The organism is Kribbella sp. NBC_01484, from assembly GCF_036227145.1.
Classification (GTDB): Bacteria; Actinomycetota; Actinomycetes; order Propionibacteriales; family Kribbellaceae; genus Kribbella.
In genome coordinates, this window is the sequence record NZ_CP109437.1 from 3,372,936 (window position 1) to 3,387,827 (window position 14,892).

The 14,892-nt window shown below is 67.1% G+C and carries 17 protein-coding genes; 5 read left to right on the forward strand and 12 right to left on the reverse strand.

Annotated features, from left to right (window positions below; all coding sequences use genetic code 11):
* The first annotated feature begins 43 nt into the window (after positions 1-43).
* Positions 44-994, forward strand: a complete 951-nt coding sequence (locus OG555_RS16600; RefSeq protein WP_329483793.1) for a DUF3455 domain-containing protein — start codon at positions 44-46, stop codon at positions 992-994.
* 111 nt (positions 995-1,105) lie between these two features.
* Here OG555_RS16600 and OG555_RS16605 read toward each other — a convergent pair whose 3' ends face one another.
* The 9 genes from OG555_RS16605 to OG555_RS16645 form a co-directional block, all read right to left on the reverse strand.
* The gene (locus OG555_RS16605) at positions 1,106-2,020 is read right to left on the reverse strand and encodes a type II secretion system F family protein (protein ID WP_329483794.1); all 915 of its coding nucleotides are present in this window, start codon (positions 2,018-2,020) and stop codon (positions 1,106-1,108) included.
* A gap of 1 nt (position 2,021) precedes the next feature.
* Positions 2,022-3,965, reverse strand: a complete 1,944-nt coding sequence (locus OG555_RS16610; protein ID WP_329483795.1) for a VWA domain-containing protein — start codon at positions 3,963-3,965, stop codon at positions 2,022-2,024.
* Positions 3,962-5,365, reverse strand: coding sequence for an ATPase, T2SS/T4P/T4SS family (locus OG555_RS16615; RefSeq protein ID WP_329483796.1), 1,404 nt, complete (start codon positions 5,363-5,365; stop codon positions 3,962-3,964). Before OG555_RS16615 ends, OG555_RS16610 begins: the two co-directional genes overlap by 4 nt.
* Positions 5,362-6,525 carry an AAA family ATPase gene (locus tag OG555_RS16620; RefSeq protein ID WP_329483797.1) on the reverse strand — a complete coding sequence of 388 codons (1,164 nt, stop codon included), beginning with the start codon at positions 6,523-6,525 and terminating at the stop codon, positions 5,362-5,364. Before OG555_RS16620 ends, OG555_RS16615 begins: the two co-directional genes overlap by 4 nt.
* Before the next feature lie 10 nt (positions 6,526-6,535).
* Positions 6,536-7,363 carry a Flp pilus assembly protein CpaB gene (cpaB, locus tag OG555_RS16625; RefSeq protein ID WP_329483798.1) on the reverse strand — a complete coding sequence of 276 codons (828 nt, stop codon included), beginning with the start codon at positions 7,361-7,363 and terminating at the stop codon, positions 6,536-6,538.
* Positions 7,364-7,388: 25 nt separating this feature from the next.
* Positions 7,389-8,501 carry a TadE/TadG family type IV pilus assembly protein gene (locus tag OG555_RS16630; protein ID WP_329483799.1) on the reverse strand — a complete coding sequence of 371 codons (1,113 nt, stop codon included), beginning with the start codon at positions 8,499-8,501 and terminating at the stop codon, positions 7,389-7,391.
* Entirely contained in the window at positions 8,489-8,911 is a 423-nt protein-coding gene (locus OG555_RS16635; protein WP_329483800.1) for a TadE/TadG family type IV pilus assembly protein, read from the reverse strand. The genes OG555_RS16630 and OG555_RS16635 overlap by 13 nt, the downstream gene beginning before the upstream one ends.
* A 113-nt stretch (positions 8,912-9,024) precedes the next feature.
* Entirely contained in the window at positions 9,025-9,207 is a 183-nt protein-coding gene (locus OG555_RS16640) for a Flp family type IVb pilin (protein WP_329483801.1), read from the reverse strand.
* Between the two features lie 101 nt (positions 9,208-9,308).
* Positions 9,309-9,494 carry a Flp family type IVb pilin gene (locus OG555_RS16645; protein ID WP_329483802.1) on the reverse strand — a complete coding sequence of 62 codons (186 nt, stop codon included), beginning with the start codon at positions 9,492-9,494 and terminating at the stop codon, positions 9,309-9,311.
* A gap of 303 nt (positions 9,495-9,797) precedes the next feature.
* Between OG555_RS16645 and OG555_RS16650 the strand changes: the two genes are divergently transcribed.
* Positions 9,798-10,508 carry an A24 family peptidase gene (locus tag OG555_RS16650; protein ID WP_329483803.1) on the forward strand — a complete coding sequence of 237 codons (711 nt, stop codon included), beginning with the start codon at positions 9,798-9,800 and terminating at the stop codon, positions 10,506-10,508.
* Positions 10,509-10,679: 171 nt separating this feature from the next.
* Entirely contained in the window at positions 10,680-11,369 is a 690-nt protein-coding gene (locus OG555_RS16655) for a response regulator transcription factor (protein ID WP_329483804.1), read from the forward strand.
* Here OG555_RS16655 and OG555_RS16660 read toward each other — a convergent pair.
* The gene (locus OG555_RS16660; protein ID WP_329483805.1) at positions 11,366-11,668 is read right to left on the reverse strand and encodes a DUF6247 family protein; all 303 of its coding nucleotides are present in this window, start codon (positions 11,666-11,668) and stop codon (positions 11,366-11,368) included. The genes OG555_RS16655 and OG555_RS16660 overlap by 4 nt on opposite strands.
* A gap of 196 nt (positions 11,669-11,864) precedes the next feature.
* Here OG555_RS16660 and OG555_RS16665 point away from each other — a divergent pair, with 196 nt between their 5' ends.
* Positions 11,865-12,383 (forward strand): GNAT family N-acetyltransferase, encoded by a 519-nt coding sequence (locus OG555_RS16665; protein ID WP_329483806.1) that lies wholly within the window; start codon positions 11,865-11,867, stop codon positions 12,381-12,383.
* Between the two features lie 55 nt (positions 12,384-12,438).
* Here OG555_RS16665 and OG555_RS16670 read toward each other — a convergent pair whose 3' ends face one another.
* Positions 12,439-12,726: a hypothetical protein gene (locus tag OG555_RS16670; protein WP_329483807.1), complete on the reverse strand. Its 288-nt coding sequence runs from the start codon at positions 12,724-12,726 to the stop codon at positions 12,439-12,441.
* 390 nt (positions 12,727-13,116) lie between these two features.
* On the opposite strand from OG555_RS16670, the gene OG555_RS16675 reads away from it, so the two are divergent.
* On the forward strand, positions 13,117-13,755 hold the full coding sequence (locus OG555_RS16675; RefSeq protein WP_329483808.1) for a MarC family protein: 639 nt from the start codon (positions 13,117-13,119) through the stop codon (positions 13,753-13,755).
* Positions 13,756-14,506: 751 nt separating this feature from the next.
* Here the strand turns inward: OG555_RS16675 and OG555_RS16680 are convergent.
* Entirely contained in the window at positions 14,507-14,761 is a 255-nt protein-coding gene (locus OG555_RS16680; RefSeq protein WP_328525507.1) for a hypothetical protein, read from the reverse strand.
* Positions 14,762-14,892: the final 131 nt, after the last annotated feature.

The following is a 14,892-nucleotide window of genomic DNA, read 5'->3' on the forward strand; positions in this document are numbered from 1 at the left end:
GCCGTGCACAAGCGTCGGCCGCAGATCCGGAAGGACAAACGTCATGTCTAGCAGCACAAAACGCCGCTTGGCCCGCGGCATCGGCGCGGCCCTCGTCGCGACTGCCGCGTCCGCCACGCTCGCCGTCAGCGCGGCGTCAGCGAACAGCCAGGCGACACCGCCGGCGGGGATCACCGTGCCGGGCGACCCGACCGCAGCACCCGCCTCCCTCGTCGCGAGCCTGGAGGGCCGCAACGAGGTCACGGGCGGCGATCCGGACGGGCGGGCGCTGGAACTCATCGGCATTCAGGGCAACACGCTCAGCTATTCGGTGTCATGGCGCGGTATCAGCGCCCCGACCGAGGCAGCCATCCACGCCGCCGGTCGAGGAGCGGACGGGCCCGTCGTCGTACCTTTGTTCACCAGGCCGAGCGGAGGGGGTAGCTCCGCCTCCGGCAGCGTGACCGTCAGCGACCCGACCGTGCTTGACGCGTTGCGCTCAGACCCGAGCGGCTTCTACACCGACCTGCGAAACGATGACTTCCCGAATGGCGCCGTACGTGCCCAGCTACACCAGCTCAGTCACGCGGTCAGCACGACCGGAGTGGCCGCAGTGCAGGAGTCGGTGATCTTCGGCAGCCAGATCTACGCCTGCACCGTGCAGCGCGACGGCTCCTTCGCCTTCACCCAGAACAACGTCGAGGCACGCCTCACCGGCGGCATCCACCACACCTTCGTCCAGCCGGCCGCCGGCCCGCCGCAGTGGCAGGCAGCCGACGGCAGCGCTGTCACCGGCAAGGTCGTCACCAAGAACGCCAACGGCGCGGGCAACATCGCCGAACTGGACCTCGACGCCACCCAGATCGGCGACTCCTCCGGACTGCTGTCGAACGCCGTCGAGGTGCTTCGCCTCAACACAGTCGGCGGCGTCGCGCCGACCGGTACCTGCGACCCGCAGGCCACGCCACTCGTCAACGTCCCGTACCAGGCCGACTACGTGTTCATCAACGGCTAGCTAGCCACCGCGATCTGAAGGAGTCGCCACGCGCCCACATCTGACGTGACTCTTGTTCGATCGGCACGATGGCCTCGACCCCTTGAGGTAGGAGGGGGTCGAGGCCATCGTCTACACCCCGGAGAAGACGTGGATGATGCTGATCACTCCGGGCCCGATGATGACGACGAACATGGACGGGAACAGGCAGAACACCAATGGGAACAGGATTTTCACCGGCACCTTCTGCGCCTTCTCCTCGGCACGTTGCCTGCGCCGCAGCCGCATCTCCTTCGCCTGTTCACGCAGTACGTCGGCGATGGTGATGCCCAGCTCGCCGGCCTGCACGAGCGCGGACACGAACGACCGCAGCCCGGGCACCGTCGTCCGGTCGGTCATCGCGCGCAGAGCCTGCGAGCGCGACTTGCCGATCTGGATCTCCTGCAGCACCCGGGAGAACTCCGCAGCCAGCGGACCGGTGGTGTTACGGGCGACCTGCGCCAGCGCCGCGTCGAATCCGAGGCCGGCCTCGACGCAGACCGTGAGCAGGTCGAGCGCGTCGGGCAAGGCCTTCTGGATCTTCTCCTGTCGCTTGATCCCGGCGTTGTACAGCAGGACGTCGGGCAGGAAGAAGCCGACGGTCCCCGCCACGGCAGCGCCCACGACGAGCAGGCCGATCGTCCGAAGCCCGTACAGGCCGCCCAGGCTGCCCAGGATGAACAGACCAAGGCCCTTCGCCGCCAGGACTCGGTCGGGCGTCAACCCCGACGGGTTGCCGGCCAGGTCGAGCCGGCGCTGCAGCGTCGTACTGATGCCCGAGGGCGACAGGCGTACGGCGACTCCGCGCAGCCAGCCTGGCAGTGCGGCGAACGGATCGCGCTTCGGCTCGACCTCCACAGGTGCGTGCCGCGTGTAGTGACTGTCGATCGTGGCGAGTGCCCGCGCCACGCCACCTTCGGCAGTTCGCGCGGTGATGCTGATGACTGCCATGACAATGGCGAGACCGAGCGCGGCGACTCCCGCGATCAAGAGCACGGTCGGGTTCATCTCATGCCTCCACCTTGATCAAGACGCGGATCCAGAACGCGCCCACGATGATGAGTCCGACGCAGGCGGCGACCATCATGACGCCGATCGGTGTGGTGAACAGCGGGCTCATGTACTGCGGTTTGCTCAACGTCAGCCACGCACCGAGCGCAATCGGCAGACTGACGATGATGTAGCCGGACAGCCGCCCTTCGGCACTGAGAGCCCGGACGTGGCGGCGGGTCTGTGCGCGTTCGCGCATGGTGTCGACGGTGTTCGTCAGTACCTCGGCCAGGTTGCCGCCGACCTCCCGTTGGATCCGGGTGGCCATCACGACCCAGCGTAGATCCTCGCAGTGCATCCGGTCCGCAACGTGGGTGAGACCGTCCTCGAGATCGACACCGATCCTGGTCTCCGCGAGTGCCCGGGAGAACTCACTCGCGGCCGGTTGCGTGCCGTCTCGTACGACGGCATCGATGGCCTGAGCCAGCGAGAACCCGGAGCGAAGCGATCCGACGATCAGCTGTAGCACATCGGGGAGTTGTTCGCCGAAGGCCGCACGGCGGCGCCCGATGCGGATATTGAGGAAGACATGTTGGGCGAGCCAGCCGACGAGAAGTCCGATCGGCAAACTGAGCAGCTCGTTGACGCCCACGAGCATCAGGGCGACCCCCAGCGCCACACTGCCGCAGAGGACCAGCGACGCCCATTCGGCGGGCTTGCGCTTCACGTCCGCGAGATCGAGCCGCTTGGCAAGTCCTTGTTCGACGCCACTGGACCGCAGGACCTGGGCGACGAGTCCGACCGCGGTCCGCGCGGAAGCGCCCTCCACCTCACCGGTGTGGTGCTCGTCGCGGCGAGGCCCGTACTGGCTGACCTTCTGGACCAACCGACGCGCAGTGTCTTCCCGGGAGCCCTGCCAGCGCAGTAGTACGACGGCGAGCACCACGATCAAGAAGACCCCGGCCAGCAGCGCGAGAAGCTGCCATGACCAGATGGTCTGGTGCGACCGAGCCGGCTGTATGGCGTTCGTCGGCGCCGATGGAGGAGTTGGCAGAGTGGCCGCGGCGAAGGTCACCATGGTCTTGGCGGTGACCGAACCGATGGCGACCCGCAGCATCACACTACGGCCGGCCAACGCGTCGGGCACAGTGATGTCGACCTCGGCGCGCGCAGTGAAGTTCCGCGCCACGGCAGCGAAGGCTGCCGTCAGCTCACTGGCGTTCTGCGCGGTCAGTATCCGTCCGCCCGCGGCCGACGCGATCTCCTGTGCCGCTGATGCGTCGCCGCTGCCGTACCGGAAGGCGACGACGTCAGCCGGGACGCGATCCGCCGCGAGCTGCCTTGTCACCGAGGTGAGCTTCGCCTTGCTGGAGGTGTCGACGCCGTCCGACAGCACGACCAGTCTGCGCTGGGCTGCCGGGCCGAGGCGGGCGGCATCGAGCGTGGCGACGGCTGCGCGGACAGCGTCGTACAGCGCTGTGTCGCCGATGGCCTGCACGTGCGCCAATGCCGCTCGAACCAGCGTGCGGTTCGTCGTCGGCGAGACCAAGAGACGAGGCCGGTCGGAGAAGGTGATCAGGCCCGCCCTTACGTCGTTCGGCAGGCTGGCAAGGTAGCTGAGCGCGGCCTGACGCGCCGCAGCAAGCCCCGAGCCGGCCATCGAGCCACTGGTGTCCAGTGCGATGACCACCGCGCGCGGCGGAGCCGCTGTCATGGTCGTGCTGCTCACCGGCGTCACCTGTGCCGGCAGCGAGGTGCTGCCGGCCTGGACGCGCACCGACTTCGAGTCCAGCTTTCCTGACACGTTGGCGGTCGTGAGCACGAAGCTGGCATGGCCATGGCTGACCTGCACAGAGTCGATCCGTGCCGACGGACTGCCGTCCGCGTGCGCAATTCCCGGCAGCACCACTGCCAAGCCGAGGACTATGGCACCCAGCCATCGGATGCGTCGCGCGATCGTCATCGGTAGACCTCTTCCACGCCGAACATCCGCGGCGGCACGTAGACGCCGCGATCAGCGAGCCGCTCGAGGAAACCTGGGCGCAGGCCGGTCGACCGCAGGGCGCCGCGGAAGCTGCCGTGCTCGTCGACGCCAGCGCGGAAGTCGAACTGGAACACGTCCTGGAGAGTGATGACCTCACCCTCCATGCCGGTGACCTCGGTGATGTGCGTGATGCGACGTGTCCCGTCCTTGAGGCGGGCCTGGTGCACGATGAGGTCGAGCGCCGAGGACATCTGCTCGCGGATCGCCCGCTGCGGCAGGTCGACGCCGGCCATCAGCACCATGGTCTCCAGCCGGGACAGCGAGTCGCGTGGCGCGTTGGAGTGCACGGTCGTGATCGAGCCGTCGTGGCCCGTGTTCATGGCTTGCAACATGTCGAGTGCGGCGCCGTCGCGGACCTCACCGATGATGATGCGGTCGGGGCGCATCCGCAGGGAGTTGCGAACCAGTTCGCGGATCGCGATCTCGCCACGCTTCTCGACGTTCGCCGGACGCGACTCGAGCCGCAGTACGTGCTCCTGCCGCAGCTGTAGCTCGGCCGCGTCCTCGATCGTGACGATGCGTTCGTCATCGGGAATGAACGATGACAGCACGTTCAGCGTCGTCGTCTTGCCGGAGCCGGTGCCGCCGCCGATCAGGACGTTCAACCGGCCCCGCACACAGGCCTGCAGCAGTTCCGCGACCGGCCCGGTCAGCGTGCCGAACGAGATCAGGTCGTCGACCGTGAAGGGGTCGGCGGCGAACTTCCGGATCGTGAGCAGTGACCCGTCCAGCGCGATCGGCGGAACGACGGCGTTCACCCGGCTGCCGTCGGGCAACCGGGCGTCCACCATCGGGCTGGCGTCGTCGACCCGGCGGCCGACTCGGGAGACGATCTTGTCGATGGTGCGACGCAGGTGGCTCTCGTCGGTGAACGCCGCGTCGACCGGGGTCAGCCGCCCGTCGCGTTCGACGTAGATCTGGTCGTGACCGTTGACCATGATCTCGGAGACGCCGGCATCACGCAGATACGGCTCGAGGGGGCCATGGCCGAGGATCTCGTCGGCGACCTCCTGCGCGACGCGCGCACGATCGGCCGCGGTCATCGGGGTGTCATCGCGCTGCAGTACTGCCTGCAGGGTTTGCGTGACCTGCTGTTCGAGCTCGTGCTGATCGAGGTGAGCGTCGTACAGCTTGGGACCAAGGCTCTCCAGCAGACCCTGGTGCACGCTGCGCCTCACGCCGGCGAACGGGTCCGCGTTGCGCGCTGCCCGGCGCGGTACGTCGGCCGACGTCTGCGGACTCGGTGAACTCGTCGGCACCGTCCGGGAGTGTTGCCCAGGGGGTGCCTGGCGCTTGGCCAGTCGTTCGGACAGATTCATGATCGCCTGCCCGCACCACGGCGTCCGAACGCCTTGGACCTCGTCGCAACCGGCCGGTTGAGCAGTCGTTCGTGGGCGAGCCGAGTAATCGCCTGGCTGACCGGATGAGTCGGGGTCGCGATCACGATCGGGGTGCCCTTGTTGATCGAAATGGGCACGTTGCGGCTGGACGGCACGTGCCCGTTGATGGCACTGCGGACCACGCGCTCGACATCGCCCGAGGACAGTCCGACCTTCGAGTCGGAGCGATTGAGCACCACTGAGCGGATGTCGCGCGAGTAGGACAGCAGGTCGAGCATGTCCAGCGTGATTCGCAGATTCTTCAGTGCTGGTGTGTCCGGTGTGGTCAGCAGGACATGGTGATCGGAGACGTCCATCGCGGTCAGCACATGCTCGCTGAACTGCGCCGGCGTATCGACCACGACGAAGTCGAACATCCCCCGCAGTACCGTGAGCAGCTCGCCGACCAGCGTGGCGGGAATCTTCTCCGCATCGCCGGGGGTCACCGGCGCCAGCAGCATGTCCAGCCCCGGTCGGTACGACGTCAGCAGCGAGACCGCACCTGTCGTGTCGAGATGGCCGGCCATCGGCAAGGCGTCGCTGATCGTGCGGACCGGGTCGAGCTGAACGCTGATCGCCACGTCACCGAACGAGAGATCGAGGTCCACCAAGCAGACTCGGATGCCGTCGCTCGCGGACAGCGCCGCGGCCAGGTTGATCGCGATGGTGGTCTTGCCACAGCCGCCCTTGGCGGCGAACACGGTGACGACCTTCCCCTGGTGCTCCGGTTCCGGCTCGTCGTTGACACGCACCCGGCCCGACAGCGCGCGCGAGCGTTCGCACGCCGCGACGAGCGCTACGGTGTCGCCGGCGGCAACCACTTCCCGCACTCCGGCCCGAAGTGCCTCCGTGAGCAGGTCGACGTCCACGTGCTCGCGGACCAGGATCAGACCGGTGGCCGGCCGCTCCAACCGCAGCTCCGCGGCGAACCGCAGGGCAGCCCGGGCGTCGGCATCGGGTCCGACCACGACGAGATCCTCGGCGGAGTCGTCGTTCAGGGCGCGAAGCGCGGCATCGAGGTCGTCGACCGACCGAACGTTCCCACCGAGGTTCGAGATCAGGTCGTCCGGCGCAGCGGCCGGCTGACAAAGAATGGTCATCGCAGTGCCCTCACTTCTTCGTGGTCTTCGGCGCCACCGGGAACAGCGGCTCGTTGTGGTCTTGGACCTTGACCTGAGCGGACGGGCCGAGCAGTGCCAGGTACGGCAGTGAGGTCTGGGACAGCTGGATCAGGCGTTCGGCGTCGATCTGATTCGCGGCGAAGGTCACCAGCGTCAGGTCGTTCTGCCCCGACGCGGCGCCCTGCGAGAAGGAGCTGTTGCTCGTCTTCGCATCCTCTTGCGGCGTGCCGGACGTGGCCGGGCCGATCGCGATCACGCGCACCTTCGGGATGACGACCGCGGTTTTGGCGACGGCCTTGCCGCCGCCCTGCTGTTTGTGCTGGCCGGTGCAGTTCGGCTGCCCATTGACATCGCCGGTGCCGCCGACGACGACCGTACCGAAGACGGCGACATCCGACCCGGCCTTCACGTTGCCGGCTACCGCTTCTGGGCTGCAGAGCGTGATGGTGACAGCTACCTTACCGTCGGGAATCGACAGTCCGCCGGTTGCCTGTGCGGGGGTCACCAGCGTCGACTTCAGGAGCAGCTGGCCCGGGCTGAGGTCGGACGAGGTGACGAGGGACTCCTGCGCCGGCGTGATCTCCATGACGGCGTCCGACGACACCGACGATGCCGGCAAGGTCTCCTGGTGCAGTGATGCCTTCGCGTCGGCGGCGGAGGTTCCGGACGGAATCGCCTTACCTACAACGAGAACGGTCACCGCCTGCTGTCCGGCGACCGCGCGGGCGTCCGCGCGATCGACGTACACCAGCACGGCGGCTGTCCCGAGTACGGCCAGCACGACCGCCAGCACGATGGTCAAAACTCGACGTTTCATGGTTCTCTCTCTTCTGCTGGCGGTTCTAGCCGGCGAGCTTGACGGCTACGGCGCCGAAGTACGTGCCGGTGCCGACGCTGGTGGAGACAGGCACCAGGGCCTGCGTGAAATGTCCGTAGATGCAGGACGGAGTGGTGCCCCCGTTCGGGCACGAACTCTTGGTGAACGGCGATGGGATGGCGTCCTTGAGGGGGTTCATGTTCGCGTAGCCGGTGAGGATGAAGGCAGCTAGTCCGACCAGGTGATATGTGGCGCCGCTGCCCGAACCGGTCGTGGTGTCGAAGATCGGGATGAAGATCGGCGCCCCGCTCGCGACGTACGACGTCAATACGTCCTGACACGGCTTGGTGATGCTCTTGCCGGGGTCGCTGCCCCCGATGGCACCGCTCTGCGTGAGGTCGATCGCGGCCCTACATCCACCGCTGTCGGTCAGCCAGCCGAACTCACCGGGCGCGCTCAGACCGGCGCAGGTGGGCGCGTTGGGCGCGTCGCGCACGAAGATCCGTACGTCGGCGCCGAAGGTCGGCGGTGTTGTACCACCGGTCGCCTGGGTCCACGCACACAGCGAGAGCGTCATCGCGAGTGACAGGGAGCTCTGCAGGGCCGGTCCCCACATCGCGCGAGCGCAGGCGTGGACCGTACTGCCTTGGTAGCCGGCGTTTCCGGTCAACGCGCGGGCGAACGCCGGCGGCAACAGCGAGGAGCCGCCCGAGGTCCTCGTGGCGGTGTGCACATCGACGTAGTTCGTCCCGGTTGCAGGTGCGCTCGGGCAGTCGACCATGGTTCCCGAGAACGCCGGACAACCCGGCAGACCGCCTTTGATGTCGCGACCGCAGACCAAGGTCACCGCCGACACGCCGTCCTTGGCGTTGAGGTTCGCGTAGGTGGCCGCCGTACCGGGGGTGCACGCCGGGCCGCTGAGGCAGCTCTTCGCGACGGCGAGCGAGCCGGCGTCGGCGCCGTTCTGCAACTCGGCACGCTCCTGGTACAGCTGTCCGACATCGACGGTCAGAGCAGCCATGCCGAGCAGTACGCCGGTCGCGAGCAGCATGCCGACCAGGACCCCGAAGGCACCTCGGTCGTCGGCGCCGAGCAGCCGCATCATCGGACGGACGAACGGTGGGATCAGGTTTCGCATGGCATGACTCCCCGGGCTGACAACGTGGTCTGGCCGCTCAGGCCGGTGCCACCGAAAAGGCCGACGAGATATCCGAGGCCCGGCGTGAACTGGAAGGTGAAGCTGGTTTGCACGGCGCCCTGGCTGGCTGAACCGGCGCCAACCGGGCAGGCCGACTGGATCGACACGCCGACGGGGCTCAGCCCGGATGCGGCAGCCTGCGTGCGACTCGCCACGTTCGGCTGTCCGAGTGCGACGAGCCGAGCGCCTTCGCGTGCGGCGTTGGTGAGGGTCTCCTGTGCATTGAGCATCCGGCCGAAGTCGATGATGCCCAGCACGATCAGCAGCAGCAGGGGAAGCAGAAGCGCGAACTCGACAGCGACGGCGCCGCGGTCCGCGCCGCTGCCCCCATGTACGGACGAGGGGAGCATGCGGCGTACCCGTGCCGCGGGCCGGATGCGAGATACGTGACGGCCGTGGTGAGTTTCCCCGCCGCGCTTCCCTCGTCTCGGATACATGAGCTCTCCCGGTTGATGAAGATCGATCAGAAGGCGCCGATGACGCCGGTGTACAAAGCGGCGACCAAAGGGCCGAGGATGATGACAGCGGGCATGACGACGAGCGCGATCAGCGTTGCCACCAGGCCGTACTCGATCAGGTTCGCGCCGCGATCGTCGCGGATCACCTTGCCGGCAAGGGTTTTGACCAACCTCGCGAGACTGAGCATCGGAACTCCAACCTGGGCGAGGCGGTGGCGGCCCGACCGTCCGGCCGGGCCGCACCACCCCTCGCGATCGAACGGAGGGGATCGGCAGATCGTTCGATCGGTCAGAGGTTGCCGGCGACGCCGGCGAACAGGTCGCGGACGGCCGGGCCCAGTACCACCAGCGCGGGAATCACGATCACGGCGATCAGCGCGACCATCAGGCCGTACTCGATCATGGTGGCGCCGCGCTCGTCGCGACGCGTCTGCTGGACAGCGTTCTGCACGTAGGCAAGCAGGGTGTTGATCATGGGAACTCCTTCAGTTGGCGGCGGGTGCGGGACCCACCCGTTGCTCGAACGGCGACCTGCCGATCGGTACCGAAACAGTGCGGGATCGCCGGCCTGGCCCGGCATCGGTCAACCGGCCAGACAGCGCAGGACGATCGACCGACAACGGCGGAGACCAGCGCCGACCGGCCGACAGGAGATGACAGGGTCTGTCGGTCGTTCGGCTGACACCGTCGGCCGGTCAGCCGGCTTCGCGGCTCCGGTCGGCCGGTTCTGCGGTGATGTGGTTCCTTCGCGCGTGACGTGCGCCGTACCTTGGCCGGCATGGACATCGCGTGGACAGTTGCCGGGGGCATCATTGGCTTCGTGGCCGGACTGCTGCTGCGTAGCACGGTCTTCCGGCTGTCGGTGGCTTCCGGCGAACCCGCCCCCACCTGCTGCGCGCGCTGCGGGGCAAGGGTCGGCGGACGTTTCGCGATCCGGTGTACGCAGTGTCATGGCTGGTTCGGCGTTCCGTTCGTCCTCGAGCTGGTGACCGCTGCGGTGGTTGCCCTGCTGCTGTGGCGGTTCGCCGGTCTTCCGGATGCGGCCCCGTTCGCTTTCATCGGCGCGTTGGGGGTCGCGTTGGCCGCCATCGACATCGCGGTCCAGCAGTTACCCAACCGGTTGACTCTGCTGCTGTACCCGGGCCTGATTGCGCTGTTCGGACTCGCGACGGCGGTCGACGGGCATCCGTCGTACCTGCTGCGTGCACTGCTGGGCGGGCTGGTGCTCGGTGGCGGCTACTTCGTACTGGCGGTGTTGAGCCGTGGCCAGCTCGGTGGCGGGGACGTCAAGCTCGCCGGCGGAATCGGCATCGCGCTCGGCTGGCTGGGCTGGCCGACTCTGCTCGTCGGGGCGTCCCTGGGCTTCGTCCTGATGGGTGTCGTGAGCCTCGTGCTGCTGATCGCACGCCGGATCACGCTCCAGCACAGCATCAGCTTCGGCCCGTTCATGCTCGGCGGCGCACTGGTGGCCATCCTCGCCGTCGCGTGACGAGTGGAGCGTGGCCTGCAGGAACTATGTCACCAACTGTCTGATTGTTACGGCAAAAAGCACCCATCCGAATCCCGTAACGGGTTGTAGGCGATTGCCGATCAACGGACCAGTAAGTGACATCTACTCATCTCCGGCTGGGGGCCACCGAGAGTCCGGCGGGGGCAAGCAATGCAGAGCTCGATCAAAGTCGTCGTCATCGACGGCCACACACTGACCAGGTACGGACTGATGAGGCTCGTCAGCATTGACGCCGACATCACCGTCGTCGGCGAATGCGGCCTCGCCGCTGAGGCGCCGGCACTGGTCGAGTCCGCCCGGCCGGACGTCGTGGTCCTGGATGTCGCTCTGCCTGACGCGGACGGCCTCCAGCTCGCCCGTGAACTCCGTGACCGGTACGCCGAGCTCGGCATCGTCGTACTCACGGCCCAGGCGAAGGACGACCTACTGTTCAGGGCGCTCGAGACCGGCGTCTCCGCCTTCGTCGACAAGACCGCGCCGAACGCCGAGGTCCTCGGGGCGATCCGGCACGCCGCCGTGGCAGCCGCTTCCTTCACCGCAACCGGCCTGATGCACGCGTTGGCTCGTCGCGGCGCCGGCCTGCCCACCGGTGGGCAGTCTGTCAGTGATCGGGTGCCGGTTGGTCTGGCGCTCAGTCCGCGCGAGCAAGAGGTTCTGTCCCTCCTGGCCATGGGTCATTCAGTGCCTGAGATCGCCGGCGCGATGTTCGTCAGTCTCTCGACGGCCAAGACCTATGTTTCCCGCGTGTACGAGAAGCTGGGCGCCGTCAATCGCGCGAACGCGATCATGATCGCCCTCGGACAGGGCCTGATCACGCCGAAGCTCTCGGCCTCGGCCTAGGCCGAGACGGCGGGCACTGAGGTCCGTGGGGGTATCGCTTGCTCGGCCGGCACGAACTCGTCAGCTCGATCCTCGCGGGTCGCTTGCAGCGCATGATCGAAGCCCGGATCGGAGTACGCGGCCGCCCTCAGGCGCCAGAGGTGCAATACGTCCCGCAGTTGCTGGAAGCGCCACACCTCGTGGGCAGCGTCCAGTGCGCCGTGGTACTCGCTGAGGAACTGCTCATGCCACTTCGCCGGCAATAGGCGGAGGATCTCGCTGGGGTCATCCAGCGAGCTCTGCATCGGCTGAGCAGTCATGTCACCAGATTACTCTGAGCAGACCCTCCGCGTATCAACGCTGTACCTCGGTTCGCCGTGAGTGACCGGATTGCCCCGGAGCCACTCGGCCGCCGCCGTACCGATCGCTGCGCCGGGGTCGACGCGACCAGGTACGCCGAGGCGCTGGCGGGTTAATGGTTGGCCTCGCGGGCTGCCGGGGCTGAGGATGAGTGCGATGACTACTACTTCCCCCCGGGCGGTTCGCTTCGTCGAGATGACCAGTACCGCGCTGAGCGCGTTGCTGGCCGACGACCGTCCCGCGGCAGAGACCGAGCTCGGCTTCCCACTCGGCGACGAGTTCCTCACTGACCGGGCCAAGTGGCTCTGGCAGTACCGCCTCGATCAGCTGACCCGGGATCCCAGCACCTTCGGGTGGCTCGTCAAGCTCGTCGTGGCCGACGGGATCGTGGTCGGCTATGCCGGTTTCCACGGTCCACCGGACGAGGCCGGCATGGTGGAGATCGGCTACACAGTCGACCCGCCGTACCGGCGACAGGGTTTCGCCAGGGCGATCGTGACCGCGCTCCTGGAACGTGCGGCGGCCGAACCCGCAGTACGGACCGTGCGGGCCACAATCAGCCCCACCAACGAGGCATCGCTGGCCACCATCGCCGGCTTCGGCTTCGTCGAGAACGGCGAACAGTGGGACGAGGAGGACGGCCTGGAGCTCATCTTCGACTGCCCCAGCCGCTGACACGAACGTGGCTCGCGGGCCTCACCCGCCTAACCAGCCTCCCTGGTCAGGACTGCTAGGCCACCTTGGCGATCTTGCATTCGATGCCGGCCGATCCAATGGGAGCTTGCGCCGGGGTGGTTCCTCCGAATGTGGTCGTGCCGCGAACCTCGAAGGTCTGACCGACGATCCCCTGGTGAGAGGCTGCATCCAAGACGTCGGCGGTAACTGAATAGCTCGCCGCGTCGCCTGAAATCGTGCCGCTGATCGTTACCGTGCCCTGCGATCCGACTGTGTTCACCTGGCAATCGACGGTGGTCCTGTAGCTCTTCGCACCCCCTGGCTCACCGATCACATAGAGCACGGCGAAGACGCCAGGAACGCCAGCACACCCAAGGCGATGATCATGTAAGTCTTCCGCCTGCGGCGCGGACGCGAGCCGTATTCCTCGTTGGCCATGGTCCACTCGCTAGTCGGCATCCCGGTCCCCCGGCACAAGGGGGCACTTCATGGAGGGAAGTAGCAACTCCCAGAACCCCTGCCTCACTGCGCACGTGCGGCCGGTTCACGGCGCCGGGACGTGGCGACAGCGCCGATCAATGATCCAGCTTGTTGTCTGGGCCGGTGGTAAAGCAGAACAAGGCGCGACCCCGTGCGCTGCTGAAGGTTCGTGAAAGTCCGTACATGCCAAGGCGCGAAAGACGACAGGTAATCAGACTAGGCGCCGGAGAGCGGCGTCCGCGACACTTGGTGGATGGAAACATCGATCACTGCCGCTGGTGCGATCGACACGTTCCTGGTCCTGCTGATCGGTATTGGGCCGAAGCTCGCGCTGGTCCCGTTCCTGGAAATCACCGCTTCCCTTGACCCGGCCGTCAAGCGGCGGGTGCTGCGCAAGATGCTGACCACGGCGGCGGTGGTGGCCGTGGCACTCATGGTGCTGGGCGAGTTGTTGCGCGCATTGCTGCACTTCACGATCGGATCCCTGTCGATCGCAGGTGGCGTGATCTTGCTCGTGCTGGCGGTGTGGATGGTTCTCGGGCCACCCACTGACAGCAGCCACCGCACCGCCGGGAAAGACCCGATGCAGCTTGCGCAGTTCCCGCTGGCCGTGCCCTACCTGCTCAACCCGGTGGGTATCGTCGGCCTGATGACGATCTCCGCTGAGGCGAAGTCACTCAGCGTCTTCGCCGTGGAGTTCGGCATCCTCGTGTTCGTCCTGCTGCTGGACGTCGTGGTGTTCCGCTGGGCGAACCGGGTGAGCGACAAGCTCGACGAAGGCCGCATGCTGGTCACCGAGAAGGTCTTCGGCTTCCTGATCGCTGCGATCGCTGTGCAGCTGGTCCTCGACGGCCTGGCCGATGTCGGAGTCATCGCGCCAATCCCGCACTAAGCACATCGCCACGCCGGCCGCTTGATGTCGTCGGGCCTGCGCGTGAACGCCACAGTTGCGTGAGGCTGCTCCTGCTGCTCGGGGTTCCGCCGCACATCGTGCAGGTGATCGTCGGGCACGCGGACATTCACGTGACGAGACGATCTACGCGCACGTATCGCTGGACGATCAGCGGAAGGCCCTCGATCAGCTCGCGGAGCTGGTTGCCGGGTAGCCGTTGCGGTCCCGGGTTGCGGTCACCGAAGACTTCAGTGGGAACGAAACCTGTAGGCGTGGTTCCGGGAAGCCGGGCGCGCGGTGACGGGTCAGTTGAGCCGAAGAGATCCGGCCCCTGCCCCGGCGCTGCGGTCCTGAGCCCCGATCGAAGGCAAACGTCGGGAGGGCCTCGGTCATCACGGGAACTTCGGGTTCTAACAGCCAACACACAAGCTAGTGCCTCGCCAGGAAGCGTCGAGGTCGTTACGGCACTTGCCTTCCGCCCGGTCAATTTTGGGGGAGAACCTCGCAGCTGCACCCTTCTACCTACGCATTCCCAGGGTGAAGGGACCAGATCAGGGGTGAACCCCGCACCTGGCCGCAGGGGGGACGGGCTTCGGGGTGGTGGTCACTGCGGATTACCTCCCCTGCTTGCTTGACGCGGCACTAGCGCCCGGCCACGGAGCAGGTGTCAGCTTGACCTTTAAGGGCATCGGAGATCTCTGAAGGATCACGGCCCTGCGGGGTACGACGATCGTTGGGGGAGCGCAGAGGGCTACGGGAACAAGAGGATCAGGACGACAGCCAGGAAGACGCCGACGAGGAAGTACGGAACTGCGGCACGCCAGTAGGCCTTGCTGTTGCCGGACTTCCGGGCGCCTCTGATCACGTAGTACGCGCAGCCGACGGCGACGAACATGCAGAGCGTGCCGACGACATCCCGCTTCCAGGCCCAGGTGACCGCGGCGAGGATGATCGCGGCGATGACGCTCTCGGCGATACGGCTCGCTGAGTTCTGCTGATCGGCCACGGTGGCCCTCCCGAACGTCCCCCAGGCCAGCACGACAATGCTAGTCGCGGAGTCAGCCCCTGTCGCCGGGTCCGCAAGCGGAGGTGAGGAGCTGCTTCTACCCGCCCTGCCGGCGCCAAACCTCTCGTCGT

Excerpts from the sequence above, each read along its gene's own strand:
- OG555_RS16600 (WP_329483793.1), top strand. The coding sequence starts at position 44 with ATGTCTAGCAGCACAAAACGCCGCTTGGCCCGCGGCATCGGCGCGGCC.
- OG555_RS16605 (WP_329483794.1), bottom strand. The coding sequence starts at position 2,020 with ATGAACCCGACCGTGCTCTTGATCGCGGGAGTCGCCGCGCTCGGTCTC.
- OG555_RS16610 (WP_329483795.1), bottom strand. The coding sequence starts at position 3,965 with ATGACGATCGCGCGACGCATCCGATGGCTGGGTGCCATAGTCCTCGGC.
- OG555_RS16615 (WP_329483796.1), bottom strand. The coding sequence starts at position 5,365 with ATGAATCTGTCCGAACGACTGGCCAAGCGCCAGGCACCCCCTGGGCAA.
- OG555_RS16620 (WP_329483797.1), bottom strand. The coding sequence starts at position 6,525 with ATGACCATTCTTTGTCAGCCGGCCGCTGCGCCGGACGACCTGATCTCG.
- cpaB (WP_329483798.1), bottom strand. The coding sequence starts at position 7,363 with ATGAAACGTCGAGTTTTGACCATCGTGCTGGCGGTCGTGCTGGCCGTA.
- OG555_RS16630 (WP_329483799.1), bottom strand. The coding sequence starts at position 8,501 with ATGCGAAACCTGATCCCACCGTTCGTCCGTCCGATGATGCGGCTGCTC.
- OG555_RS16635 (WP_329483800.1), bottom strand. The coding sequence starts at position 8,911 with ATGCTCCCCTCGTCCGTACATGGGGGCAGCGGCGCGGACCGCGGCGCC.
- OG555_RS16640 (WP_329483801.1), bottom strand. The coding sequence starts at position 9,207 with ATGCTCAGTCTCGCGAGGTTGGTCAAAACCCTTGCCGGCAAGGTGATC.
- OG555_RS16645 (WP_329483802.1), bottom strand. The coding sequence starts at position 9,494 with ATGATCAACACCCTGCTTGCCTACGTGCAGAACGCTGTCCAGCAGACG.
- OG555_RS16650 (WP_329483803.1), top strand. The coding sequence starts at position 9,798 with ATGGACATCGCGTGGACAGTTGCCGGGGGCATCATTGGCTTCGTGGCC.
- OG555_RS16655 (WP_329483804.1), top strand. The coding sequence starts at position 10,680 with ATGCAGAGCTCGATCAAAGTCGTCGTCATCGACGGCCACACACTGACC.
- OG555_RS16660 (WP_329483805.1), bottom strand. The coding sequence starts at position 11,668 with ATGACTGCTCAGCCGATGCAGAGCTCGCTGGATGACCCCAGCGAGATC.
- OG555_RS16665 (WP_329483806.1), top strand. The coding sequence starts at position 11,865 with ATGACTACTACTTCCCCCCGGGCGGTTCGCTTCGTCGAGATGACCAGT.
- OG555_RS16675 (WP_329483808.1), top strand. The coding sequence starts at position 13,117 with ATGGAAACATCGATCACTGCCGCTGGTGCGATCGACACGTTCCTGGTC.